Raw genomic sequence first — 26,017 nt, 5'->3', positions numbered from 1 at the left:
TCGCCGCCGAATTCGACCGTGGTGCTGCCCGCGCCGTCGGCACCGGCTTCCTCACTCCAGGTGCCGTCGATGGCGTCGCCGCCTTCGGTGGCTTCATTATCACCGTCAACAGATACACTAGGCACATCGTCGACGATGTCGATCGTTAGTGTTTCTTGAGATGATTGGCTGCCATCATTGTCAGTAGCGACAATATTGAACAGCTCGCTAACATCATCAATCGCTGGGCCCTGTGTTTCATGCTCAGCATTCTCGTTGAGAGTATAGGTCCACGAGAAATCACTGTAGCCGTCCCCCGATCCCTGAAGAGCAATCTCTAACGTGCCGTACTGTCCTTCAATCGTGACAGCGTCGCCCCCGGCTTCAAGAATCGCACTATTATCACTGTTACTGGCTTCAGACACAGTCAAGGAAGCGAAGTCATCACGGCCTGTAGAAATGCCAAACCATCCTTCGGTCGTGCGCAACTGTTCTGCCGAATCGGATTCTCCCTGAGTACCGTCGGGAAGCCCGGCTTCGTTGACTTCGCCTTCACCGCCCATTTCAAAATAGGACCAGTCAGGCGTCGAGTCTTCAACGAAGAACTCGCTGATCGCCCCGGACGCGTCGGTGGCCTCATAGTTGCCGCCTTCGGCATCAATGACGGCCAACTGCAGGGTCGCGCCGCCGTCCGGTGCATTCGGCAGCGTCATCTGGAAGTTCGTGGACGTTGCGTCTTCCGGAATCGTGACGGTGATGGCGTCTTGAGGCTGATCGATACCGGCGAGCGGTTCACCGTTCTCATCCACGAACGTGGCTGACAGCGTCAACGTCAGATCCGAACCCTGTGGCGGATTATCTACCGCGGCAGTGAACGACACCGGCGTTTCTTCAAGCGGCCCTTCAGCTTGCAAAGGATTGAATGAACCATCCTCGGATGCGGCCGTTTCCGGTTCGAGCTCCGCGTGCACTTCCTCTTCGGATGGCAACTCGGTTGGCCTCGGCCCGGACAGGGTGATGTTTGTCACGTCGTTGTCATCGACAACGTTGATCTCGGCTTCCTCGCCCAGATCGATCTCATCGAAGCCGCCGCCGGTTGCAGAAACCACGCTGATGGTGTTGCTTTCGGTGCCTTGGCGATAAAAATCGTCTTCCCGGCTGTCAAGAATGGTGCTGCCACTGGTTTCACCAGCTGGAATCGTGATAACGGCGCCATTGGAGAGGGTGATTTCCAGTGGTGAGCCACTCGGCGCCGTGCTGGTGGTCACTGTCAGGCTGATGTCGTTGCCTTCCACCACGGTGAACGGCGAGGTATCAATGATAGTGCCGGTTTCGGCGTCGGGGACATCCGGCGTCAGTGTTAGCGTCGTGCCAACGGTCTCGTCTTCCGTAACCGGTAGAGCCTCACCTTCGGCATCGATGAACTCCGTGCCTTGAACATCACCAAACGAGAAGGAGGCGGGATCGACGGTTTCCGTAATCCGAGAGAGTCGTACGAAATCATGACCACCGCCGTCGGCGCCCCCGCCACCAGCACCAGCAGCCGGGTCTTCCAGTTCTTCAAGGAGGTCGCCATCTTCCTCATCCAGTTCGGCGAGTAGCGCATCGATATCATCGTCCTGTGCGCTGGATTCTTCGGCATCCGCCGTTGACTCATCGCTGAGGACGTCAGTGATTGCTACCTCTTCGCCACCACCGATACGGGTCGGGTCCAGCCCGTCATCGAAATCGAGTTGAACACTTCCATTGTCGGAGGTGATCAGCGTTTCCCCCTCCTGAAGCGTGCTGCCTGCACGCAACTCGCGCATGTTCCCTTCTTCGTCACGTGCCCAGGCACGACCCGTAATGGAAACGACGGTAGCAATACTCATGCGATATCTCCCTGCATCCAAGGGCTATGCGCGTCCTGGATACCGAATTGCGCGCAAAGCCTGATAATTCTGGCAACGTATGCCAATCACTCTAGGAAATAAAACCAGGGCGGGGTATTGGACCGAAGGACAGGGTGAGTCGAGACCGAAACCGGGCTCAGTCGTCGCGTTCCAGGTCCTCGGTGACTGGCTGTCTGGAAAGCATCAGGATCAGTTGCATACGATCTCGTACCTGCAACTTGCGGAATACGGCACCAAGATGTGCCTTGACGGTGCGTTCGGTGATATCGAGTTCGCGTGCCACTCGCTTGTTACTGTTGCCGGCGGCGACAGACAACGCTACGGCACGCTCTCGCGCGGTAAGGGCAGCAAGGGTATCCTCGTGCACGCGACTTTCGCCACCCAGGGCTCGGAATGTCGACCCCACCACTTTAGCCATCAACTCTGGCAGCACCCAGATCCCCTGATTGGAGATGACCAGTTGGATTTGTCGCAGCGATTCCGGTGATGACAGCGCATGTGCATAGCCCCGCGCACCACAAGCCAGGGCCTGCAGTGCCTCCTCGGAATCCGGGGTATATGACAGGACCGCCACGATAGCGCCACGCCGACTGAGGTTGTTGACCAATACCCCCCAGTCGTCGACATTGCTCATCACCCAGACATGATCGTCTTTGCCCGCCTGGGCACGCGCCATGGCGGGCCGACAGTCACGCGCCAAAGGAAACGCTTCGCGCCAGCGCGGGATATCACTATTTCCCTGTGTCACAAAAAGATGGTGCGTCATTAGATGATCACCGTTCGGTCAACGCATTGTTCTTGGCTCTCAGGATCGGCTTGAGCAGATACTCCATCACCGTGCGTTTGCCTGTCATGATATCGACTTCGGCGGTCATGCCGGGAATGATGGTCAGATCCTCACCCAGCGCCGGTTTATCCGTACGAACACGAACCAGATAGAAGGTGTTGTCATCGTCATCGGTGATGGTATCGGCACTGATGTGTTCAAGCTCACCTTCCATGCCACCGTAAGTGGTGTAGTCGTAGGCCGTGAACTTGACGGTCGCTTTCTGACCGGGACTCAAGAATGCAATATCCTGAGGCGCGATACGTGCTTCGATCAGCAACTGATCGTCGCTGGGCACGATTTCCACGACTTCTTGCCCTTGTTGGACGACGCCTCCGAGCGTATTGACGTGCAGACGCTTCACAGTCCCCTGAACCGGCGACCGGATCTCAGCCATCGTTACCTTGTCTTTTAGTCCGATATTACTTTCCTCGATCGCCGACAGCTCACCCAGGGTCTCCGAGAGTTCCGCGCGCCACTCGTTCTGCATCTGGAGCTTGACTTCACGCACCTTGCCCTGAGCCTCCTCGACAGCGGATTCCAACCTGGCCACCTGGGCTTCAGCCTGGCTCTGCTCCCCCCGCGCCTGGGACACTTCACGTTCCAGACGCAGGATATCGACTTCGGATACCGCGCCCGACTCGAGCAGAGGGCGCGTCAAGCGCAATTCTTCAGAGGCCATGCTCAAGGTACGTGATGCCGAATCATAGCGTGCCTGCGCCTCTCGCAATTCTTCCCGGCGCTGGGTTAGCTGCTCCCTGGCAATGGCTTGCTCTTCTTCCAACTCCTCTTTGCTGGATTCGTATAATTCCCGTTCGTGGGCGGCGAGTTCCGGCGACTCATCCAGCACATCCCGCGATGGCACATAGGGTTGATCACTGGTCAAGGCGCGCAGGCGCTCCGACTTGGCCTGCAGTGCCAATGATCGGGCAACCCCCTCCCGAAATGAGGAGGCATAGCGGGTGGGATCGATGCTCATCAACAACTGTCCCGGCCCGACGACCTGACCTTCCTCGACCTGAATATCCTGAACGACGCCGCCGTCATAGGATTGAATGACCTTGGTTTGCGAAGCCGGAATCACCCGGCCGGTTCCTTTGGTGACCTCATCGATTTCGGCGAAATAAGCCCAGACGCCCAAACCAACAACCGCCAGGACCACGACATACAACAACAGCTTGGCCCGGAGTGGGTTTTGCTGTATTCGCGCCCAATCCGCGTCACTGGCCCAATCACGGTCGATATGGGCGGATGAAACACGCCGAGCGAACAGGCGGTCGATCAAGGGGCGAAAAGGTTTGCCGCCTCGTTCCGACACTCGCCCGATAGCGTCGAAACCTTGTTGCTCTGCCGTCTTGCCCTGGATCTTCGTGTGCTGATTCATGAACCAGCCCTCCCGATCTGACCGCTACGCAACGCTTCGACGACCTTGTCTTTGGGACCGTCCGCCACGACTTTCCCGGCATCGATGACGACGATTCGATCGACGAGGGAAAGTAACGACGTCCGATGCGTAACGACGATCAGCGTTCGAGACTGAGCGAATTCCGTAAGGCGCGACTTGAAACTTTCTTCGCTGGTGTGATCCATCGCGCTGGTCGGTTCATCCAGCAACAGAATCCGGGGATCATGTACGACCGCACGGGCAATGGCGACTTCTTGCCGCTGACCACCGGACAACATCTCACCACGCTCGCCGACTGGTAGATCGACCCCTTGCGGGTGCCCATTGACGAACTCTTCCATCCCGCCGATCTTCAATGCCTGAAGCAGCGCATCATCCGTGACACCATCACTCCCACCACCCGCGACGATATTGTCGCGTAGCGAACCATAGAAGAGGCTGACATCCTGGGGCACATAGCCGATATGCCGTCGTAATTGAATCGGATCGAACTGACGGATATCGACACCATCCACGGATACGGCACCACTTGCCGGCTGATACAACCCAAGCAATACCTTGTTGAGTGTCGATTTCCCCGAGCCGACGCGCCCGAGTATCGCCACTTTCTCGCCGGCCTGAATCTTCAGCGAGACATCGCGCAGGGCATCCCGGGAATCGTCGGGATAGCGCATGGTCAGTCTATTGATATCGATGTCGCCGTTCACGACCGGGCGACTGATCCACTCTTTACCCTCCGGACGCTCGACTTCCTTGTTCATGACACCATTGAGCGAACTCAGTGCTGTCGAGGATTGATGGTACTGCGCCAGCAAAGCGGCGGCCTGACTGACGGGGGCCATGGCCCTTGAAGAAAGCAGATACGCAGCGATCAAACCACCCTGTGTCAGGTTCTGGTCGATAATCATGTAGACACCGATGACGATGACAGCTACCGCCACGGTATGTTGCGCCCAAAGCGCCACGCTACTTACCGACGAACTGATCAACCGCAACTGAGCGGATGTCCGCGACAGAAACGCGGTGGTCTTTTCCCACAACGACTGGATACGCCCTTCAGCCCGCAATGCCTTGACGGTTTCCAGATTGCCCAGCGATTCCACCAGCGTTGCATTGCGCTGTGCACCAGCTCGCCATGTCGTTTCCGACAGTTCATGAAGCTTGCTCTGTGCAGCCAATGCATAAAGGAAAACGAAGATAATGCCGACCACGATCGGAATCACCAAAGGCGGCCCGATCAAGGCGATGATCGTGGCGAACAACACCACGAAAGGAAGATCGACCAAGGCGACCACGGTCGCGGACCCGATAAAAGCACGTACGGCCTCGAACGAGTGCAGAGTCGAGGCGAACGAGCCAGTCGATGCCGGGCGTTCCTCCATTCGCATACCCAGCACTCGCGACATGATCGACGATGACAACTTCACGTCAGCTCGGCTTGCCGCCAGGTCCACGAAAGCGTTACGCATCAAGCGCAATGCCAAGTCGAAACACAACACCACGAAGATACCTACGGCCAATACCCACAACGTGTCAGTCGCCTGGTTGGGGACGACGCGATCGTAGACGTTCATCACGAAAAGCGGCATGGCGACGGCGAACAGATTGATCAGTACCGACCCCAGCAGTACGTCACGATAGAGCCGCCGATTTTCTCGAATGACACCCCAGAACCAATGCCGCGAGCGCTGCTTCTTGACCTCCGGTCCGCGCGCATCGTACCTGAACGTCGGACGTGCATAGATCGCTTTACCGCTGTAACGATCCTGTATCTCATCCAGATCGACCCAGGTCGAGGCCTCACCCAATTCGGGAAAGATGACCTGAGCCCGGCGGGCTTTGACATCCAAGGAGACCAGCACACAGGCGCGACCGGGTTCCAGCAACAACACGACCGGCATCAAGGCCTCATTGAGCTGTACCAGTCGACATTGCGTATGACGGGCGGACAAGCCGGCCCGTTGCGCAGCACGAGTAAAGACAGCCGGCGTCAACCTCCCTTCCTCCAGGGGCAAGCCGGCAGTCAGCGTCTCATGACTGACATCGTGGTCATGGACACGAGCGATAATGCGAAGACACTCTAAAAGCTCATCGCGACTCGCCCGCGCCTGTTCATGCAGATAGTGTTCGTCCGAGGTCACACAGGGCCCTCTTCACATCGCCGGTAAATGTACCACCCTACTGCAGGTCTCATTCAGCCGATATGAGAAATATCGGCCGATCATGCTAGCTATTGAGACCTTCCAGGGTCACCTCGACACGACGATTCCGACTGCGGCCGTCAGCCGTATCATTACTGGCGACCGGATCCTGCGAACCATAACCACGGGTTTGCAACAACTCCTGGCTGACACCCTGCTCGGCCAGATACTCCGCCACACTGTCGGCACGAGCCTGGGAGAGCGGATCATTGACAGCGTCACTACCGGTATTGTCGGCATGGCCGGCAATGAACACCCGCTGCAGGTCATCTCGCTGGCGAATATCAGCAGCCAACTCATCCAGCTCGGAGCGGACGTTCGGATTGAGCCAGGCGCTGCCGGTTTCGAACAGCGCGTCGGCCGACATCGTGACATCTGGCTCTTGCGTCGGGGCTGTAGAGGCTTGAGTCGACTCGACCGGCTGCTCGGGACCGTTCATGTCGCCGATGAGGTCTTCCAGCGTGAAGCCACCTGGCCCTTGCGAGGGACAGACACTATCGGGATCCATGTCAACGCCCTCACTGCCCAACTCGCCGAGGCTGGGCATGTCTTCTCGAGCGACATCAAGTGCGGTAAGCAATTGTCCCATGGAGGCCAGGACTTCCGAATCGGCGATGGCGGCGTCGTATTGGGCGTTGACGTAAGCGCGGCTGGCATCGAAGTACTCGTTTTCACTGTCGAGCACATCCAGCAAGGTACGCTCACCGATATCGAACTGCTGTTGATAGGCCCCACGCACCCTGTCGATCGACTGGCGATGCTCATTGAGGTATTCCCGTTGCTCGCGCAGGCGTTGTGTATCGTTATAAGCAATCTGGGTGGTCTGACGCAGACCGACACACTCTTTATCCCGCAGGTCCATGGCCTGCTCGATCTGTTCTCCCCCACGCCGGTACGAGGCAAGATCGCTCCCGCCGTTATAAAGATTCATGCTGGCCACGAGTTCAGCCGAGTTCTGATCGTAGCGCCCCGTAACGTCAGTCTGGTTATTGGTACCGGCGGTGGCACGGAACTCCAGGCGCGGCTGAAACGCCGATTTCGTCCCCTCCCGCTCGGCCCGGGCCGACTCGATATTCTCGATAGCGGCATGGAAACCGGGATTGCCCTCAAAGGCCAACTCCACGGCTTCCGTGACCGATGGAGGAAGCTTGTCGTTCAACTCCGGCGCCGGCGCCAGGGACTCCGGCGGCAACTCCCCGACCAACCGCTGATAACGCGCGCTGACATCGTGCAGATTGGAGGCTTCCGTCATCAAATTGGACTCGGCCAAGGACAAGCGACCACTGATCTGTTCAAGATCGACTCGCCGACCGGCACCTGATTGTGCACGCTGCTCAATCTGCTCGTAGACTTCCAGGTGCTGGCGATAATTGTCCTGTGCCAACCGCACCAGTTCGCGATAACGCATGACATCCTGGTATGCCGCGAAGACTTCCTGTGCCACCGTCTCGCTGACATCACGCACTTCATAGTAGGAAACCAGCTTGGCACGGTTGAGCCGTTCCACTTCGCTACGGGTTGCGAAGCCGTCATAGATCATCTGCGTGAGAGTGATCTCGGCGAAATCGGTCTCGTAGCTGCCACGACCATCATTCTCGCGGGACTCGCGTCCGACGCCGCCCGTGACGTCGATGCTGGGTAGATAACCGCCCTGGGCTTCATCGACGTCATACTCCGATCCCTGGAAGGCGTTCCAGGCTTCCTGCACTTCAGGGTTATTGCCGACAGCGCGCTGTACCGCTTCCGATAGCGTTCCTTCTCCGCTGGAGGACATCCGCTCGAGAGGATTCTGCTGTCCCATGGCAGCACTGGATGAAACAACCAGCATGCCGGCCAATAGCCATGCTCCGGTACTTCTATTGGGCATGCCGACGCTTCCATTGATCAGTCGATGAGAGGCTTCTCTCACCGCATGGGCAAGTGGCTTCATTCTTGAACTCCCTTACGTACATGACGGCCAGGTGCCAACTCAGCAGCATGTCACCTGCCATGGACCCAGCCTTCGTTATGATTAGTGGTCTGGCTACCTTGACTGAGAGTAGCGCATCATACGGGCGAATGATGCCGTTACTCTTTGTAACTTAGCGTAACCATAATATGCCAAATAGCCAATACAATTTTAAACATTCACGCATCAGAGATTTATGACGTGATTTGTAAGCGATTTCTTACACGCCTCGTTGGTCGTCAACTCTCGGTATCTCGGCCTTGGCGTTGTTGTGCACGCCACCGACTGTTGACGAACGCTCACTCAGCGACTTCGGGCTGTGTTATCTTTTCCTGTATCGACAGGTAGATGGAACCAGTGACGGGAGCGCCCCATGTCCTCAGAAATACAGAAAACACGCGTCATCAACGAACTACGCGAGTTCATCAAGAAACTGCTACAGGACCCCCAGATTCTTGAACAATCGTTGGTCGTTGCACGCAGGCATCTCGGTCAACATGCGGATGGCGAGGCCATGGCTCGAATCGCCAACGAGATTTCCGATACCACCAGCGTACATATCCCTGAAGACCCCGCCGACCACTCCGAAGCCGATAAGCTCTATCTCGAACTGCTCAAGGAGGTCATCGCTGAAGAACAAGCCATGTACTGAGGTTGACATGTGGTCCTGCTCTTCAGCGATAACGCGTAGCAAATAGCTCAAGCCGCCATGTGTCGGGCCGATAATGGCATCATGTATTGCCAACCGATCATTGTCGGCTAGCCAGCCGATTTGACTTGCCGATAGGGGATGACCGATGACACCCATCAAGAAGAAGAGTCCACTGACCATGGGTCTGGTGTTATTTGCGATGACGACCATGGTATCGGCAGCCGAGCTGACACCGCGTGAAACGCCCTTACCGGAACATGATCAGGACGTGTTGACACTGTCGACGGATGAAGGTGAACAGCACCTGTCGTTGGCCGACATCGAGGAACTTCCCCTCTATGATACCCACCTTCAGCATCCGGAAGGTCCCCAGGGCCAATATACCGGCGTCAGGCTCAATGACTTCCTGTCGGCATATGATCTCGCCGATACTGAGCGCCTCCGCTTCACGGCACTCGACGACTACAGCGTCTTTCTCAGCCCGACTGAACTCGAAAGCAAGGAGTATTTCCTGGCTACGCGCCTGGATGACGATCCCATCGCACTTCAGGACAAGGGGCCATTGATGTTGATGGTGCCTGCCGATGAAGAGGCCGTGCTCAGCGGGGAGGAACCAATGGCCAAATGGATCTGGGCACTGCGCAGGATCAGTGTTCCCTGAGCATGGCCAATACGTATCACCACCGAGGGACTTACACCCTTGTTGCGCTCGCCTTCATGTCGTTGATCGCCATTGTGGCGTTTACCGCTACCAGCTTCATCGGTAACGCCAGACAGCACATCGGGGCAGACTACCTCTCTTTTGCGGGTGAACTTGTCCGGGCTCAACAAGGCGGCAGAGAGTTACGGCAAGCCACGGAGCATCTGCTTGACCATCCGGAACAAGAGCACCGGCAACAATTGCTGCAAACCATATGGCTCCTTGACACACGTCGCGACAGTATCCGTCGATACCTGACACGTAGCCATCTGGAACCGGATAGTTACCGACACATCGAGAAAGAACTGGATCAGCTGGATGATCTGTTATCCCGCTTCGAGACATTGACCGAAGAGGCTATGGACAGCGACTCGTCACAACGGTCGCTGGCATCACTAGCAACGGACATCGACAATAGCCAAGCCTTTGCCTATAGCGAACTCTATCAACTGGTGCTGGAGGCATCGGCAGAACGGCAGCGCCAGATGGCGCTGCTCAATCGTGTCATTATCGTCTTGAGTCTGGTCGTGCTGCTGGTCATGGCGGGCCTGCTGATCGCCATCGTCAAGATCATCGGGCAGAAGGCCGCCATGCAGCGGTTGAGTCTGACCGATGACCTCACTGGACTCGACAATCGACGGGCGCTGACACAACAAGCCAAGCAGGGACTGGCATTGGCCAAGCGCCAACACCACCCCTACAGCATCGCTCTGATCGATATCGACCATTTCAAGCTTCTCAATGACCGTTACGGCCACCCGGTCGGTGATCAAGTCCTGCAACAGGTGGCCACGACATTGCGTGAGTTGGTCCGACACATGGATCATCTCGCCCGTGTCGGCGGCGAGGAGTTCTGCCTGCTGATGCCGAATACCGATGAGGCAGGCGCCAGGCAATTGTGCGAACGGCTGCGTCAGGGCATAGCCACGATGATCATGCCGGAAGCAGCCGACAACGCTCAGTTGACGATCAGCATCGGCATCGCCTGTTGTGCCGACCATTGCTCTGCCGAACAATTCGAACGCCTGTATAGTGAGGCCGATCAGGCACTGTATATCGCCAAGCGTGAAGGCAGAAATCGCATCGAGGTGGCCAGCTAGACGGCTATTCGTGAATCATGCATGGCCAGCGCGGCCCCTCACCGACTACCGCCCACACAGGCAAGCTATAAGGTGTTATGGGTACCGTCACATAGCGGTGGTGTCGACGTCTGCTTGCAACCGCAGAAGTAGAGGGTCTCGTTCACGTCGGGCTGGTAAGTCACCGGGCGTAGATCCGTACTCTGATGGGTCCCGTCACACCATGGCTGTGTGCCACTGCGTCCACATGCACACCATACATATGCCTTGCCGGAGACGACATCAACGGCATAAGGCCCTTTGCAGGCGACCCTTGGTTCCGTCATGGTATTCTCCTCCCGTTGTTGTTATCCGTCATCCTAGAGTATCGGCATCTGTATCGTCATGCATACATTGCAACTCGCTGACCGGATGCACTGGCAAGCCAACAGGGCTACAATCGGGGCCTGATTTTTCATCGGAATTCCAGAGACGATATGCCGAACACCGCCAGTCAACCGCGCAAGATTCTGGTCACCAGCGCCCTGCCTTACGCCAATGGCTCGATCCACCTGGGCCATTTGCTGGAGTACATCCAGACGGATATCTGGGTCAGATTCCAAAAGAGTCAGGGACATGAATGCTATTACGTATGCGCCGACGATGCCCATGGCACCGCCATCATGCTACGCGCCGAAATGGAGGGTATCACCTCCGAAGCATTGATCGAACGGGTCAGCCGTGAACATCAGGCGGATTTCGCGCGCTTCGGCGTCGCCTTCGACAATTACCACTCGACCCACTCCGAAGAAAACCGGGTCCATAGCGAACATATTTACCGAGCGCTGCGGGATGCCGGCCATATCGCCACACGGGACATCGAGCAGATGTACGACCCGGTCAAGGGGCTGTTTCTTGCTGACCGATTCATCAAAGGAACATGCCCCAAGTGTCACACCGATGACCAGTACGGCGATAATTGCGAGGCCTGTGGTGCAACGTATACACCGGCTGAGTTGATCAATCCGGTATCGGCCATTTCCGGTGCCACACCCGAGGTCCGTAGTTCCACCCACTTTTTCTTCAAGCTGCCTGACTTCACCGACTTCCTCAAACGCTGGATCGATGACGACCATGTCCAGCCACAGATTCGCAACAAGCTGATGGAGTGGTTCGAATCGGGCTTCAACGAATGGGACATCTCGCGTGACGCGCCTTACTTCGGTTTCGAGATTCCCGATGCCCCGGGCAAGTATTTCTATGTCTGGCTGGATGCACCGATCGGCTACCTGGCCAGCTTCCAGAATCTGTGCGATCGCGAAGGTATCGACTTCGATGCCTTCTGGAAGAAGGATTCCGATGCCGAGGTCTATCACTTCATCGGCAAGGATATCGTCTATTTCCACGCACTGTTCTGGCCCGCCATGCTGGAAGGCGCGGGGTTGCGCACCCCCACCGGCATCAACTGTCACGGTTTCGTGACGGTCAATGGTGCCAAGATGTCCAAGTCACGCGGTACCTTCATCAAGGCCGAGACCTATGCCAACTATCTGAATCCGGAGTACCTCCGTTACTACTTTGCCGCCAAGTTGACATCCGGCGTCGATGACCTGGACCTCAATCTCGAGGATTTCGCGTCGCGGGTCAATGCCGACCTGGTCGGGAAGGTCGTCAACATCGCGAGTCGCTGTGCCGGCTTCATTCGTAAACTCGGGGGTGGAAAACTCTCATCGCACTGCGCGGAGCCGGAACTCGTAGCCCGCTTCATCAAGGCCGGCGACTCGATTGCCACCGATTACGAAGTACGCGAGTTCGGCCATGCCATGCGCAAGATCATGGAGCTCGCCGACGAGGCCAACACCTATATCGCCGAGAAAGAGCCCTGGGTGCTGGCGAAGGAGGGAGGTCGGGAACAAGAGGTCATCGACATCTGTTCCGTGGGTATCAACCTGTTCCGCCAGTTGATGGTCTATCTGGCCCCTGTGGTGCCTGCGATGGCCCGTGATGCCCAAGCATTTCTCAAGCTGGAGAGTCTGGACTGGCATACACGACAGGAACAGTTGCTCGACCACGAAATCGCCAAGTTCAAACCGTTGATGACCCGTGTCGAGCGGGACAAGATCAATGCCGTCATCGAGGCCTCCAAGGAGGATCTGGCCGAGGAACAGAAAATGAAGGATACCCCCAAGGGCCCCCTGGCTGATGACCCCATCCGTGATGAAATCACATTTGAGGACTTCACCAAGGTGGATCTACGTATCGCACGTATCGCCAAAGCGGAGTATGTCGAGGGGGCAGACAAGCTCCTGAAACTGACGCTGGATCTCGGCGGGGAAACACGCACCGTTTTCGCTGGCATCCGCTCCGCCTATTCGCCCGAAGCGCTGGAAGGCCATCTCACGGTCATGGTCGCCAACCTGGCTCCACGTAAGATGCGGTTCGGTGTCTCCGAAGGCATGGTCCTGGCGGCCGGTGACGACCAGGGGATCTACTTGCTGGAACCTCACTCCGGTGCCGAGCCCGGCCAACGAGTGACCTAGATTACGGCCACATATTACTCAAGCCCCTTTCCTATCAGCCGATACAGGTTGTAAGAGATATCTCACAAACCGTATCGGCCCGAAAGGGGCTTGGCCAATGACATCACTTCCTTCCTCGTTACGCACTCGCTTCCTGGTAGCATTGAGTGCGCTTCTGCTGACCGCCACCCTGGCGCTGATATTGATCGGCCGCCTCGTTATCTATCCCGCCCTGCTGGCCGAGGAGCGCGAACAGGCAGCCAACGAACTCGACAAGATCGAACGCACCATCTTGCATGATCAGCGCGCTCTGCTGGCTCAGGTCACGGATTGGGCGACCTGGGACGACACCTATGCCTTCATGCAGGGAGAGCATGCCGGCTATGCCGCGTCCAACTTCAGCCAAGCCATGTTCGAGGACATGGATTACCAACTGATGCTGTTCTTTACGCCAGAAGGCGGCATTCATTGGAACGCCGGCATCGATCCAGAGAGTGGACGTTACGCTTCTTGTGGTCATTTGACCGGTGCCTGCGAATGGGCATCGCCATTGGCCGACAGCGTCAAGCCACTGCTGGATCCCCAACCCAAGACAGGCGTGACACACATCTTTGCCGAACCCACTCCCATGCTCGCTGCGCTTTATCCCATCCTGCGTACCGACGAGAGCGGCCCATCTATGGGGTGGCTGATTCACGTTCGCTTACTGGATGACAGGTGGCTGGAAGCGCTCGAGGCACGGACCGGACGACCGGTCGACGTCATGCCGATAGCCGATGGCGACACTCGACAAGGACTGCAACTCGACCGTTCCGACGGTGATCGAATGACCATCTCCCGACCACTTTCCTTGCAAGGTGAACGAGCCCCTTTGCGTTTGCAAAGTCAGATACCCCGGGACAGTTTTCGCACCAGCCTGACGACCCTTCGCTATGGACTGCTGTGGACGGCAGGCTTGTTGCTTGTCGTCATCGCACTGGTATTGGTCCTGCTGGAACGCATGGTGCTACGGCCGTTACGCCGTTTTGCACACTTCACACAACAGTTGCAACATGACGATGAATCCCATCCGTTTCCGGTGGAACTGCTGATGAGACGGGATGAGATCGGCACTCTCGCCCGCGAATTCCAGGCGTTGCGAGAACATCAACGACAGCAACAGGCACTGCTCGTGGAGATTTCACAACGGGACCCTCTGACCGGCCTGGCCAACCGCCGCCTGTTCGACGAGCGTTTACAGCGAGCTTATGATCAGGCACGCATTCACGGCAAACCTGTCGCTGCCATGATGATCGATGTGGATTACTTCAAGCCCTACAACGACCATTATGGCCATCAACAGGGCGATGACTGCCTGAACCGGCTCGCCGAGTGCATGAGCCAATGTTTCAGCGACCCGGATGTCATCGTTGCCCGCACGGGCGGCGAGGAATTCAGCATCCTGTTACCCGGGCTGACGGCAGCGGATGCCAGCCATCATGCGGAAACCTTGAGAACCGCTGTCGAGTCGTTGGCCTTACCTCATGCCGCCGCCCCGGTACGGGATATCGTAACGATCAGCATCGGCTTAGCCGACTCGATGACAGGGAATGACTCACCGCATGAATTGATGCGGCAGGCCGATATGGCGCTTTATCACGCTAAACAGGCGGGTCGGAACCGCGTCAGCAAAGAGATAATGACTCCCTGATACCGCTATCCCGTCCCACCGATTGGCGCGTATAATGCGTCGCCATGACGGAGTATGCCTTGATATTGATCAGCACGGCGCTGGTCAACAATTTCGTGCTGGTGCAGTTCCTGGGCTTGTGCCCCTTCATGGGGGTGTCCAACAAGCTCGAATCCGCCATGGGTATGGCGCTGGCCACGACATTCGTGCTTACGCTGTCGTCAGTTGCCAGTTACCTGACATTTCACTATCTGCTCGAACCGTTGGGTCTAGAGTACCTACGCACCATCGCCTTCATCATGGTGATCGCGGTCGTGGTGCAGTTCACTGAAATGATGGTCAAGAAAACCAGTCCCCTGCTCTACCAGGTACTGGGCATATTTCTGCCTCTGATCACGACTAATTGTGCCGTGCTGGGTGTGGCACTGTTATCCCTGAACCGTCAGTCGAGTTTCATGGAAGCCACACTTTATGGCCTGGGTGCTGCCATCGGGTTTTCACTGGTACTGGTGCTGTTCGCGGCCATGCGCGAACGGCTGTCAGCAGCTGACGTGCCCCGCCCCTTTCAGGGAGCGGCCATTGCGATGATCACTGCCAGCCTGATGTCGCTGGCTTTCATGGGGTTTTCCGGACTCGTTCAGGTTTAATCGTCATGCTCGACCACCTCATTCTGGATAACGGCATCGTTCTCGCGATACTGACCCTTGCAGGCTTGTCAGCCGTGTTCGGCGCATTGTTGGGGTTCGCCGGCGAGCGCTTCCGGGTCGATGACGACCCCGTCGTCGAACAGATCGATGCCCTGCTTCCTCAGACGCAGTGCGGACAATGCGGCTACCCCGGCTGTAAACCCTATGCCAGAGCGATCAGTGAAGGAGATGGTATCAACAAGTGTCCGCCAGGCGGTGACAGCACGATACGCGATCTGGCCGATTTGCTGGGACGCGACGTCCAGCCACTCGATGGAGACGCCGAGACAGCCCCCAGGGTCGCCTATATCCGTGAGGAAGAGTGCATCGGCTGTACCAAATGCATCCAGGCATGCCCGGTGGATGCCATTCTCGGCGCAGCACGTCACATGCATACGGTGATTGCCGATGAATGCACGGGGTGTGATCTCTGTATCGATCCATGCCCTGTCGATTGCATCGACATGCTTCCGCGTCCGAGGTCGCTTGAAGATTGGCAATGGCCATTCCCCGAAGGGCCAGGCAAACGCACGCCGGCTCCCGGCCTGATCGCGACTGACCGAAGTTCCCCGGCTCACGAGGCGATCCATGGCTAGGCACTTCGACTTTCCAGGAGGAATCCATCCACCGGCTCGTAAACAGCGTTCCGCTGAGGCCCCCTTGCGGTCGGCCCCTCTTCCCTCTCGTGTCGTGTTGCCCTTGCAGCAGCATATCGGCACGCCGGCCGAGCCCTGTGTATCGCCTGGACAATACGTGAGAACCGGTGAACGCATTGCCATTGCCCAGGGGATGGTATCGACCGATATTCACGCCAGTATCAGCGGGTGGGTCCGATCCATCGAGTCGCATCCTGTCCCTCATCCTTCGGGAGAGCGCGCCTCTTGCATCGTCATCGACGGTGATGACAAGGATGAGTGGCAACGGCTTCCAGTACTGAACTGGCGCCAGAGCCACCACGCCGAGCTGATCGAACGTCTGCGACATGCCGGCATCGTTGGTCTGGGGGGAGCGACCTTTCCCGCTCAGATCAAGGCCGCGATCGGCGAGCATCACCGCATCGATTCGCTCGTTGTCAATGCAGCCGAATGCGAACCTTACATCACCACCGATGATGTCATGCTGCGTACCCATGCCGATGATGTCGTCGAAGGCGCCAGACTGATGGCCCACCTATGTGGTGCCGAGCGCATTCTGATCGGAATCGAGGACGACAAGCCGGAAGCCATCAATGCCCTGGAAGCCTCGTTGCGCGCATCCGGCACTGATGACGATGCGCCCATCGCGCTCCGAGTCATCGCAACCCGTTATCCCAGCGGCGGTGAGAAGCAGCTGATCAAACGCCTCCTGAACCGGGAAGTCCCCAGTCGTGGCTTACCCGCGGATATCGGTGTGCTCTGTCATAATCCCGGTACGTTGCGCGCGGCCGTACAAGCCGTTCGTGAAGGTAGGCCCATGGTATCGCGTGTCGTGACACTGACAGGGGCAGCAGTGAATCGACCAGGCAATGTCGAGGCCCGCCTCGGTTCATTGATGTGTGACTTGCTGGCCGCGGCAGAGCTACGGGAGGCGGAAGTTTCACGGCTGATCATGGGAGGCCCGCTGATGGGATTCGAGCTTTCCCATACGGAGATACCTCTGGTCAAAGCGAGCAACTGCCTGATTGCAGCCACACAGGATGAATTACCCACCGCCCCTCCTGAACAGCCCTGTATCCGCTGTGGTGCCTGCGAAACGGCATGTCCTGCGGGCTTGCTGCCCCAACAGCTCTATTGGTACGCCCGCTCGCACGATCATGACAAGGCCGAACTGTTCAACCTCTTCGACTGTATCGAGTGTGGTGCCTGCGATTTCGTGTGTCCCAGCCACATTCCCCTTGCACAATATTTTCGAGCCGCCAAGGACGAAATCCGGTTCCGTCGACACGAGGCACTGAAAGCCGAACATGCCCGGCATCGTTTCGAACTTCGCCAGGCGCGGATGGAGCGTGAAGCGGCCGAGAAGGAGGCCCGACGGCAGGCACGCAAAGCGGCCATCCGCCGTCGTTCACAGGACCAGGGGCTCTCTGAAGATAGTCAGCCCACGGAAACGACAGACAATGCAGCCAATGCCGTCATGGAAGACGACATCAAGACGCTGCGCATTGCCCAAGCGGCCGCCAGAGCAGCAGTCAAGAAAGCGGAGAAAGCGTTGGCCCGCGCCAGCGAGACCGGCGAGGGAGATATCGACGATCTGGAAGTGCAACTCGCCACCGCAAGAGAGAACCTACGTACCACGGAATCCCGCCTGAGCGCCGCACGAGAGGCCCGGGAGAATGCATCATGAGCCTGATGCATGCCGAGCAAACCGCCATACGTCACCCCGGTGACAGTGGCCGTCTCATGGCTTGGGTCGCGATCGCCACCCTGCCGGGGATCATCACGCTCACCTGGCATTTCGGTTGGGGGGTCATCACCAACATCCTGCTGGCCATCCTCATGGGATGGAGCCTGGAAGCTACCGTCATGCGTCTGCGCCGTCGCCCCATCGTCGCCACTCTGCGTGACAACAGCGCGCTCGTCACGGCAATCCTGCTTGGAGCCTCCCTGCCACCGGCGTCGCCCTGGTGGTTGTTACTGGTAGGCATGATAGCGGCCATCATTGTCGCCAAACACTTGTTCGGTGGCCTGGGACACAACCCCTTCAATCCGGCCATGGTCGGTTATGCCCTGTTGCTGATTTCGTTTCCCGTGCCCATGACGCAATGGACCGCCCCGCTTGGCCTGCTCAGCAGCCAAGCCCCCTCGCTCAGCGACATCGTTTTCCACATCACCGGCCTGTCCGGTACTACCTTGCCGGATACCTGGACAGGTGCGACTGCCCTGGATGCCTTCAAGAACAAGCCCGAAACGGTCATGGCCAGTGAGTTCTGGGCCACTTCACCACTTCCCGAAGGGGCACGTACGGCCTGGTATTCCGTGTCGCTGGCCTGGCTGGCCGGCGGCATGCTGCTGCTCTACCAGCGTATCATCGGCTGGCAGATCCCCGCCGCGATGCTTGGTAGTGTCCTGCTGGCCGCTACCGTTCTCTACGCTGTCGACCCCAGTCACCATGGATCGCCGCTTTTTCATCTATTGGGAGGCGCTACACTGTTCGGTGCGTTTTTCATTGCCACCGACCCCGTCAGCGCCGCCACGAGTCGGCGGGGCAAGTTATTCTATGGCGCTGGTATCGGCCTGCTGATCATGCTGATTCGCACGTCCGGCGGCTACCCCGATGCCGTCGCCTTCGCCGTGTTACTGATGAATTTCACCGTGCCATTCATCGACTATTACACCCAGCCACGCGCTCAGGGTCATTCACGCCCCAATCATGGCATCAAGCCACCGCCCTCCTCGAATGAGGACCGCCGATGAAGGGAGGTCGTGACATGCGAACCGCGATGGTCCGTGCAGCTGTCGGTCTGGGGCTGTTTGCCATGGTCACGGCAGGTGTCGTGGCGTTCACACGTGCCTGGACCGAAGAGCGCATTGCGGAAAACCGTCTGGCCGATCGTCATCGTTTGTTGGGTGAGGTATTGCCATCCGACTTACAGGGCATTCCGATCCAGTCGCTTCTCGATCAGACCTTGCAGCTACCGCCCAACGATTCTCTGGGCCACTCGGCACCTTTCGATGCCTGGCATATTACGAACAACGACCAGGAAGCCCTGATTCTCCCGGTGACCGCCAAGGATGGCTACAACGGCGACATCGACCTGCTGATCGGCATCACCGGTCGTGGCACCATCAGCGGCGTCCGTGTCACTCAACATCAGGAAACGCCGGGACTCGGTGACAAGATCGAGCACGGCAAGAGCGACTGGATCGATACGTTCGATGGTCGTAGTCTGGACGATCCCCCGCCTGACGAATGGGGAGTCGCCCCCGATGGGGGAGCATTCGATGCTTTTACCGGGGCCACGATCACGCCCCGAGCCGTGGTCAAGGCGGTGCATCACACACTCGTTTTCGCCGATGAAGAAAGCGAAAGGTGGCAACATAAGGGACAGGACAATAATCGATGAGCCAGTTCAACGACCTCGCCCGCAATGGCTTATGGAGCAATAATCCCGCATTGGTGCAATTGCTGGGGCTGTGCCCACTGTTGGCCGTCAGTAACAGCCTGGTCAACGCGTTGGGACTGGGTCTGGCTACTCTGATGGTATTGGTTGGCGCCAATATCTCGGTGTCATTGATACGGTATCATGTCCCCGATAGCGTGCGTCTTCCTGCGTTCGTGATGATCATCGCCGCGTTCGTGACATGTGCCGACCTGCTGATGCAGGCGTACACCTTCGAATTGCATCGGACGCTTGGCATCTTCATTCCCCTGATTGTGACCAACTGTGCCATCCTGGGGCGTGCTGATGCGTTCGCCTCGAAAAATCCGATACTACCGGCTGCCACTGACGGCCTGATGATGGGGCTTGGCTTTGCCAGCGTGTTGATTCTGTTAGGCGGTATTCGAGAGTTATTCGGTAGCGGGACATTGTTCGCCGACATGCACCAGTTGCTTGGTCCCATAGCTGCGGATTGGCAAATGACGGTCTTTCCGGATTACGATTTTCTGTTCCTGGTGTTGCCGCCCGGTGCCTTCTTCGCTACCGGACTGCTGATCGCCTTGAAGAACTGGATCGACGGCCGCCTGGCGAAACGTCGTCAAAGGCAACAGCCAACATCTGCGCAGAGCCGCCGGGTGCGCGTCACCGGCACTATTCGATAGAACCACAGAGCGACTATGAACGCCCAGAAACGCTACGAAATATTTTGCCGATTGCGTGACTCCATGCCGGAGCCGACCACGGAACTCAACTGGCACACGCCTTTCGAACTCCTGACGGCAGTCCTGCTCTCGGCTCAGGCCACCGATGTGGGAGTCAACAAGGCGACGGCACGCCTGTTCCCTGTTGCCAATACCCCACAGGCCATACTCGATCTGGGCGTCGAGGGTCTGAAGGAATATATCAAGACCATTGGCCTGTATAACTCCAAAGCTGAAAACCTGATCAAGACCTGCCACATTCTGGTGGAACAACATGACGGACAGGTACCCCGTACGCGCCGGGAACTGGAAGCCTTGCCCGGTGTCGGTCGCAAGACGGCTAACGTCATTTTGAACACCGCGTTCGGTGAGCCCACCATTGCCGTGGACACCCATATCTTCCGGGTCTCGAATCGTACCCGAATCGCGCCTGGCAAGAATGTCGTCGAAGTCGAGGAAAAGCTGATGCGCCACGTACCCCGGGAGTTCCGCAAGGATGCTCATCATTGGCTGATCCTTCACGGCCGATATACTTGCATGGCACGCAAGCCTCGCTGTGGCAGTTGCGTGATCGAAGACCTCTGCGAATACCAGGACAAGACAGAGCTTTAATGCAGTAACAACTCGCGGTAGGACGCTGCCTGGTTCGACCACTGCCAGGGACGAACATCGAGCGGTTGTGGCCGTGTCTCCGGCGTTTGTAGCCAGTCCGCAAGACGCGCTTCAAGATGCTCTCGCGTACCGTTGTATCGATAAGCCGACGGGTAGAGTTCCGGAAAGCACAAACGATCGGGAACCAACGGCAGGCAACCCTGTTGCGCCGCTTCCATAATCGATAGCCCCTGAAATTCATGCCAGGTGGTGGAGACGACGATATCGGCACCGGACAGGATCTCCCAATAGGCGCTATCGCTCTGGGGGCCCCAACACAGTATCCGCTGTTGCAGGCGTTCCCGGGCCTCCTCGAAAATCGCCGGATGCTGACGAAACCGCTGTCCCATCACGGCCACTTCGAATTCAACCCCCTGATCCTGTAGCCCCAGCAAGGCCGCAAAGAAATCTTCCGGGTTCTTGTCATACTCCCAGCGATGATTCCAGACGATTCGCCGCCCCTGACGAGGTGCTGACGTACTTTCGGCGCTCGGGCTGTCATCGATCGGCACTGGTATGACGTAGGCGTCTTGAGCGATACGTGTCAACGTTTCACCAATCGGCACCCGCTCCGGCATACGTTTTAAAAACCGGGCCGCGCCTTCGAGAAAGCTGTCGCGATTGTAAGCCGTGTTGAAAGCCACCCGGTCAGCAGCCAGGGCCGAGTACAGATTCACCATCAAGGGCTCACCTTGCGGCTTCTGGCCAGCAGCCAACGGGTAGGCAAACTGGTTTTCATGGAAGTAGACGATCTTCCGTGCCCGGCCAAGATGCGGATACAAGCCGACCAGAGTCGCCAGATCCACCATCGACGTAGCCAGAACGACATCGTATTCGCGCGACAGTGTCTCGCCCGCTTCCAGCATCCAGCTCAACGGATTTCCTCGAATACGCCAGCGGAAATGGCGAGGCTTCAGCGTCAGGACATGCCAGTCGATGTCGGCGACATGTCGCTGTAGACCGATCGCCCAGTGACGATGACTGACCGCCTCATAGGCCGATAGCAACAATCCCTTCATTGACAAGACGCCCTTTCAAAAACCTGCCGATTCCAGCTCATCAGCCAGCGTGTCAAGGACATCCAGCCCTTGAATATCAGTGGATAACCAAGGCAGGCGCGGTCGTTCGAGATGCTTCAACTCCTGGTCGATACGCTGCAGGTAGGTCGCTTCCTGGTGGCGACGACGCTGCAGAAATTCACCCTCGGCATCTTCGGGAATCACGCGGTTGACGACCGTTCCGGCAACCGCAATTTCGGCGTCTTCGAGAGCTTGTACTGCTCGAGCCGTCTCGAGAATCGGCAGGCGCTCCGGCGTCATCACGAACAGGAAGGCACTGACGTCGGGATCAGCGATGAGTCGACGGGCACGATGAAAGAGACGACGACGATCCAGCAGAGTCTGGGCGATATCACGCGTGCGTCCCTCCAGATCGCTCAACGCATCCTCCTGAGGGTCATCGAAGGGCGTCGAGACATCGCGGCCACCTTTGGGAGTCAGGTGCTTGAGAACCTTGCCCAGTTCCTCGGACTTGCGGTTATGAGACAGCAATCCATCGGTCCAGGCCGCCATCGTCTCAGGTAGCGTCAGCAGACGCAGCGTATGACCTGTCGGCGCCGTATCGAAGATGATCGAATCATGCGCCTCGTCTTCTGTCGTCACCAATCGCGCCAGACGCTCCAACAGCGCGGCTTCCTGAGTGCCGGGCGACTGACGGGCAGTACGCATCTGGCGTTCCAGTTCCGACATCATCTCGGGTGCGGCAAAGCGCCGCATCTGATCGGTCACCCGTTTGAGATGCGCGTCGACCTCGGCATCGGGGTCGATCTCCATCGCATCGAGGTTGGGCAATACCCGACGTGGCTCGTCGCCCAGCGGACGATCGAACACATCGCCAAGGCTATGGGCCGGATCGGTCGAGATTACCAGCACACGCCTCCCCCGGCGCGCGGCCAGTACTGACAGCGCTGCTGCCACCGATGTCTTGCCGACACCCCCCTTGCCGCCAACCCAGAGCAAGCGGCGATCGAGTAGATGCTTCATGAAAACTCCCCAACCGACAATACAACCGAGCGGCATCAGACACCGCTCGATTTCCATCGTCAAGGCATTGAACAGCGTGCCACCGACTTAGCAGCAGCGAAAATGATCGAGCGGAGAACGCTCCATTCCCATTCGCTTGTGCCAGTCGTGAAAACGCTCCAGCAACAGTGGTTGCAATTCGAGGGTATAGTAGGACGCCGGATTGGGGACGCCCATCATTTCCGAAAAGACCAGCAGCATGAACAAGTCATCTTCATCACGGCGAGCACGCGCGATGGCACCGCGATAACGTGCCGAATATACCTCTTCGGCGAAGAAGCGGGCCTGACTCAACCAGGCCCGCCACCCATCGCGACGCGTCTTTCGGTCATCGTCACGATCGTCTTTCATCTTCACTCCTCGACCGCAGGGTCGCGTGGCTGAAACTTACTCCTGCTGCTGGGCCATCTCGCGACGATGCCGCTTGAGCGTCGCTGCACATTCCAGAGAGACGAAGACCGCGGCAATCAATACCACGATGTCCAGGAACAGCAGGAAGTAGTTACCGTCATTATAGAAGCCACGCAGTTGCGTGAGCAGTGCCGCTACCGTCATGACCAACAGGAAGCAAAGCGGTGCCAAGGTGTACCACATGGGTCGCTTGAGCCTCACCAGCATGACAGTGATCACCAGCAGCGTCAGGCCGGCCAGCAATTGGTTGGTGGTACCGAACAGTGGCCAGATGATCAAACCACCGGAACCATCGGCGCCACCGGCACCGAAAGCCAACAACAGGCAGCTGCCAACCGCCAGCAGCGTTGCCGGCACCCCCTTCTTCATCCAGTCGAGACCATAGATCTCGCCCCACTCCTGAAAGATATAGCGCTGCAGGCGCAAACCGGTATCCATCGTCGTCCCGGCAAACAGGGAGGCCATGACGGTCAGCAGTGTCGCGGCCGTGGCTTCCGGTAACCCCAGGCCATTATTGATGATATAGGCGCCCCCTTCGACGAAGGCAGTGACTCCGCCCTGTCCGAATGCCGAATACATGCTCTCCCAGTCGGCAAAGGAGGCAAAGCCGGCTGTCGCGGCGAGAATGGCGGCCAACGCCAGCGACCCTTCTCCGATGGCGCCAAAGTAACCGACGAAGCGAACGTCCGTTTCCTTCTTCAACTGCTTGGACGTCGTGCCCGACGAGACCAGGCCATGGAAACCGGAGATTGCACCACAGGCGATCGTGACGAACAGGAGCGGCACCAGCGACGGCGTTCCCTCGGGAACGTTGCCGTTGAACGCCGGCGCCACCATGCTCGGATTCATCAGCAGAATAGCGCCATAGAGGATGATCAAGCCGATGAACAACTGGAGTCCATTGATGTAGTCACGCGGCTGCAACAGCATCCAGACCGGCAGCAACGAGGCGATCGTGGCATAACCGAACAGGATCAGAATCCAGACAGCATTACCGGACATGCCACCGACCGACTCCGGCATCTGCAGCGGAACCGAGGGCCCGAGGCCAATCAGTGCGTAGAGAGCGAGCACGCCGAGAATAGAGACCATTGGCAGACTCAGTACACGACGATAGATAAGCTGCCCGATGATCAATGCCACCAGAATGGCACCCCAGACCGGTACTACGGCACTCGAAAAGTCCATCATCAACCCGGCGATGACCACGGCGAATACCGCGTTGACCATCAGCAGCACCAGGAAGATGACGATCATGAACAGGCTACGTGCCCGCTTGCCGACGACATCACCGGTCAGAGCCCCTATCGACCTGGCCTTGTTGCGGACACTGGCCCAGATCGCTCCGGCGTCATGCACACCAGCGAAAAAGATGGTCCCTAGAATGACCCACAAAAACGCCGGCAACCAACCCCAGATAACGGCAATGGCCGGACCGACGATCGGTGCTGCGCCCGCCACGGAGGTGAAATGGTGTCCCCAGAGGACATACCGGTTGGTCGGCACATAATCGACACCATCCTCATATTCATAAGAGGGCGTGCGAAAGTCAGGGTCCAGACGAAAAATCTTTTCGGCGATGAACTTCGAGTAAACGAAGTAACCCAAGGCCATGGCACCAAGGCCTATCACCAATAGGACGATTGCACTCATGAGAGCGACTCCTTGGATTGAGTACTGTTATCTACCGTCGAAATGGTTACGCGCCTAATGATGATGGCTTGAGAACCATAAATCCATCGCCAATCAGTTTGTTACCACTAAAATACATCCAAAGTTGAATGATTTGAGTGGCTCACGACGAACCGAGCGCTCCCGGTTCTCCGACACGTTCCATCGCACGTTGATAGGCTGGGCGATCACGCATGCGTTCGAGAAATGCCTCCAGATGAGGGTAACCGTGAAGTCCTGACCGCATTTTTGCTGCCTGCACCGGAAAACTCATCTGGATATCCGCGGCGGTAAAGGTATCGCCGGCGAACCAACGAGAACGGGACAGCTCGCTGTTCCACAACGTCAAGAGAGCTTCGATCTGAGGCTCGAGGAACTGTTGCTGTACCCCGTTGCCGAGCAATCTGCCGATGGGACGAATCAGCGCAGGCACCGGTGGCTTGCCGAGCCGCGAGAACACGAGATGCATCACGAGCGGTGGCATGGCAGAGCCTTCGGCATGATGCAACCAGAACCGGTATCGAAGCCGTTCGTCACTGCCTGCCGGTGGTAGCCATTGCTCATCACCGAACCGCTCGAGCAGATACTCGATGATAGCGCCGGACTCGGCAATGACACGACCTCCACGTTCCTCATCGCTGATCACTGGCGATTTTCCCAACGGATGCACCGCCTTGAGCGATGCCGGCGCCAGGAATGTCTTCGGGTCGCGCCGATAGGTCACGAGTTCATACTCCGCACTCAGCTCTTCGAGCAGCCAGACCACTCGCTGTGAGCGCGATTGCTCCAGATGATGCACCTTGATCATCGTACTCTCCCTGACGATGTGAAGCGGAGACATTACCCTATCACCTCCTGCCAAGGTCGTCTTTCGCATCGTGGCAACGGC

General features: G+C 57.7%; 23 protein-coding genes. 12 read left to right on the top strand and 11 right to left on the bottom strand.

The features are described from left to right. The 5 genes from BLW01_RS17600 to BLW01_RS17580 all read right to left on the bottom strand — a co-directional run. The coding region (locus BLW01_RS17600; protein ID WP_139243953.1) for a retention module-containing protein at nucleotides 1-1,850 on the bottom strand (1,850 nt) is incomplete at its 3' end. A 157-nt stretch (nucleotides 1,851-2,007) separates the two neighbouring features. Beyond that, entirely contained in the window at nucleotides 2,008-2,637 is a 630-nt protein-coding gene (locus BLW01_RS17595; RefSeq protein WP_092572212.1) for a response regulator transcription factor, read from the bottom strand. Nucleotides 2,638-2,644: 7 nt separating this feature from the next. Beyond that, a complete protein-coding gene (locus tag BLW01_RS17590; protein ID WP_092572210.1) occupies nucleotides 2,645-4,081 on the bottom strand; it encodes an HlyD family type I secretion periplasmic adaptor subunit in 1,437 nt (478 codons plus the stop codon). After that, nucleotides 4,078-6,243 (bottom strand): type I secretion system permease/ATPase, encoded by a 2,166-nt coding sequence (locus BLW01_RS17585; protein ID WP_092572208.1) that lies wholly within the window; start codon nucleotides 6,241-6,243, stop codon nucleotides 4,078-4,080. Before BLW01_RS17585 ends, BLW01_RS17590 begins: the two co-directional genes overlap by 4 nt. Nucleotides 6,244-6,328: 85 nt before the next feature. Beyond that, entirely contained in the window at nucleotides 6,329-8,233 is a 1,905-nt protein-coding gene (locus BLW01_RS17580) for a TolC family outer membrane protein (RefSeq protein ID WP_244889969.1), read from the bottom strand. 391 nt (nucleotides 8,234-8,624) lie between these two features. Between BLW01_RS17580 and BLW01_RS17575 the strand changes: the two genes are divergently transcribed. From BLW01_RS17575 to BLW01_RS17565, 3 genes are all read left to right on the top strand, one after another. Then, nucleotides 8,625-8,903 (top strand): hypothetical protein, encoded by a 279-nt coding sequence (locus BLW01_RS17575; protein ID WP_092572206.1) that lies wholly within the window; start codon nucleotides 8,625-8,627, stop codon nucleotides 8,901-8,903. A 145-nt stretch (nucleotides 8,904-9,048) separates the two neighbouring features. Next, nucleotides 9,049-9,564, top strand: a complete 516-nt coding sequence (locus BLW01_RS17570; protein WP_092572204.1) for a hypothetical protein — start codon at nucleotides 9,049-9,051, stop codon at nucleotides 9,562-9,564. 2 nt (nucleotides 9,565-9,566) lie between these two features. After that, nucleotides 9,567-10,703: a GGDEF domain-containing protein gene (locus BLW01_RS17565; protein WP_175529886.1), complete on the top strand. Its 1,137-nt coding sequence runs from the start codon at nucleotides 9,567-9,569 to the stop codon at nucleotides 10,701-10,703. 65 nt (nucleotides 10,704-10,768) lie between these two features. On the opposite strand, the gene BLW01_RS17560 is transcribed toward BLW01_RS17565, so the two are convergent. Next, the gene (locus tag BLW01_RS17560) at nucleotides 10,769-11,008 is read right to left on the bottom strand and encodes a CDGSH iron-sulfur domain-containing protein (RefSeq protein WP_092572200.1); all 240 of its coding nucleotides are present in this window, start codon (nucleotides 11,006-11,008) and stop codon (nucleotides 10,769-10,771) included. Nucleotides 11,009-11,158: 150 nt separating this feature from the next. Between BLW01_RS17560 and metG the strand changes: the two genes are divergently transcribed. The 9 genes from metG (at nucleotide 11,159) to nth (ending at nucleotide 20,926) form a co-directional block, all read left to right on the top strand. Next, the gene (gene metG, locus BLW01_RS17555) at nucleotides 11,159-13,201 is read left to right on the top strand and encodes a methionine--tRNA ligase (RefSeq protein ID WP_092572198.1); all 2,043 of its coding nucleotides are present in this window, start codon (nucleotides 11,159-11,161) and stop codon (nucleotides 13,199-13,201) included. 97 nt (nucleotides 13,202-13,298) lie between these two features. Continuing rightward, nucleotides 13,299-14,870 (top strand): sensor domain-containing diguanylate cyclase, encoded by a 1,572-nt coding sequence (locus BLW01_RS17550; RefSeq protein ID WP_092572196.1) that lies wholly within the window; start codon nucleotides 13,299-13,301, stop codon nucleotides 14,868-14,870. A gap of 44 nt (nucleotides 14,871-14,914) precedes the next feature. Further along, complete coding sequence (rsxA, locus tag BLW01_RS17545) at nucleotides 14,915-15,496, top strand: electron transport complex subunit RsxA (protein WP_092572194.1); 582 nt, start codon at nucleotides 14,915-14,917, stop codon at nucleotides 15,494-15,496. Between the two features lie 5 nt (nucleotides 15,497-15,501). Then, nucleotides 15,502-16,131, top strand: a complete 630-nt coding sequence (rsxB, locus tag BLW01_RS17540) for an electron transport complex subunit RsxB (RefSeq protein WP_092572192.1) — start codon at nucleotides 15,502-15,504, stop codon at nucleotides 16,129-16,131. Beyond that, nucleotides 16,124-17,857 carry an electron transport complex subunit RsxC gene (gene rsxC / locus BLW01_RS17535; RefSeq protein ID WP_092572190.1) on the top strand — a complete coding sequence of 578 codons (1,734 nt, stop codon included), beginning with the start codon at nucleotides 16,124-16,126 and terminating at the stop codon, nucleotides 17,855-17,857. Before rsxB ends, rsxC begins: the two co-directional genes overlap by 8 nt. Then, the gene (locus BLW01_RS17530) at nucleotides 17,854-18,927 is read left to right on the top strand and encodes an RnfABCDGE type electron transport complex subunit D (RefSeq protein ID WP_092572188.1); all 1,074 of its coding nucleotides are present in this window, start codon (nucleotides 17,854-17,856) and stop codon (nucleotides 18,925-18,927) included. Before rsxC ends, BLW01_RS17530 begins: the two co-directional genes overlap by 4 nt. Nucleotides 18,928-18,941: 14 nt before the next feature. Then, complete coding sequence (gene rsxG, locus BLW01_RS17525) at nucleotides 18,942-19,577, top strand: electron transport complex subunit RsxG (protein WP_092572223.1); 636 nt, start codon at nucleotides 18,942-18,944, stop codon at nucleotides 19,575-19,577. Continuing rightward, nucleotides 19,574-20,275: an electron transport complex subunit E gene (locus tag BLW01_RS17520; RefSeq protein ID WP_092572186.1), complete on the top strand. Its 702-nt coding sequence runs from the start codon at nucleotides 19,574-19,576 to the stop codon at nucleotides 20,273-20,275. Before rsxG ends, BLW01_RS17520 begins: the two co-directional genes overlap by 4 nt. 15 nt (nucleotides 20,276-20,290) lie before the next feature. After that, complete coding sequence (gene nth, locus BLW01_RS17515) at nucleotides 20,291-20,926, top strand: endonuclease III (RefSeq protein WP_092572184.1); 636 nt, start codon at nucleotides 20,291-20,293, stop codon at nucleotides 20,924-20,926. Here the strand turns inward: nth and BLW01_RS17510 are convergent. The 5 genes from BLW01_RS17510 to BLW01_RS17490 all read right to left on the bottom strand — a co-directional run bounded on the left by BLW01_RS17510 (nucleotide 20,923) and on the right by BLW01_RS17490 (nucleotide 25,969). Further along, entirely contained in the window at nucleotides 20,923-21,984 is a 1,062-nt protein-coding gene (locus BLW01_RS17510; protein WP_092572182.1) for a tRNA-queuosine alpha-mannosyltransferase domain-containing protein, read from the bottom strand. The genes nth and BLW01_RS17510 overlap by 4 nt on opposite strands. Before the next feature lie 15 nt (nucleotides 21,985-21,999). Beyond that, nucleotides 22,000-23,007 carry an ArsA family ATPase gene (locus BLW01_RS17505; RefSeq protein WP_092572180.1) on the bottom strand — a complete coding sequence of 336 codons (1,008 nt, stop codon included), beginning with the start codon at nucleotides 23,005-23,007 and terminating at the stop codon, nucleotides 22,000-22,002. A gap of 87 nt (nucleotides 23,008-23,094) precedes the next feature. Next, on the bottom strand, nucleotides 23,095-23,397 hold the full coding sequence (locus BLW01_RS17500; RefSeq protein WP_092572178.1) for a cory-CC-star protein: 303 nt from the start codon (nucleotides 23,395-23,397) through the stop codon (nucleotides 23,095-23,097). Nucleotides 23,398-23,433: 36 nt separating this feature from the next. Then, nucleotides 23,434-25,110, bottom strand: coding sequence for a carbon starvation CstA family protein (locus BLW01_RS17495; protein ID WP_092572175.1), 1,677 nt, complete (start codon nucleotides 25,108-25,110; stop codon nucleotides 23,434-23,436). Nucleotides 25,111-25,252: 142 nt separating this feature from the next. Then, a complete protein-coding gene (locus BLW01_RS17490) occupies nucleotides 25,253-25,969 on the bottom strand; it encodes a glutathione S-transferase family protein (RefSeq protein WP_308428103.1) in 717 nt (238 codons plus the stop codon). Nucleotides 25,970-26,017: the final 48 nt, after the last annotated feature.

Origin of the sequence: Aidingimonas halophila (assembly GCF_900106955.1) — a bacterium.
Taxonomy (GTDB): domain Bacteria; phylum Pseudomonadota; class Gammaproteobacteria; order Pseudomonadales; family Halomonadaceae; genus Aidingimonas; species Aidingimonas halophila.
This window is presented reverse-complemented; position numbering and strand designations above follow the sequence as displayed.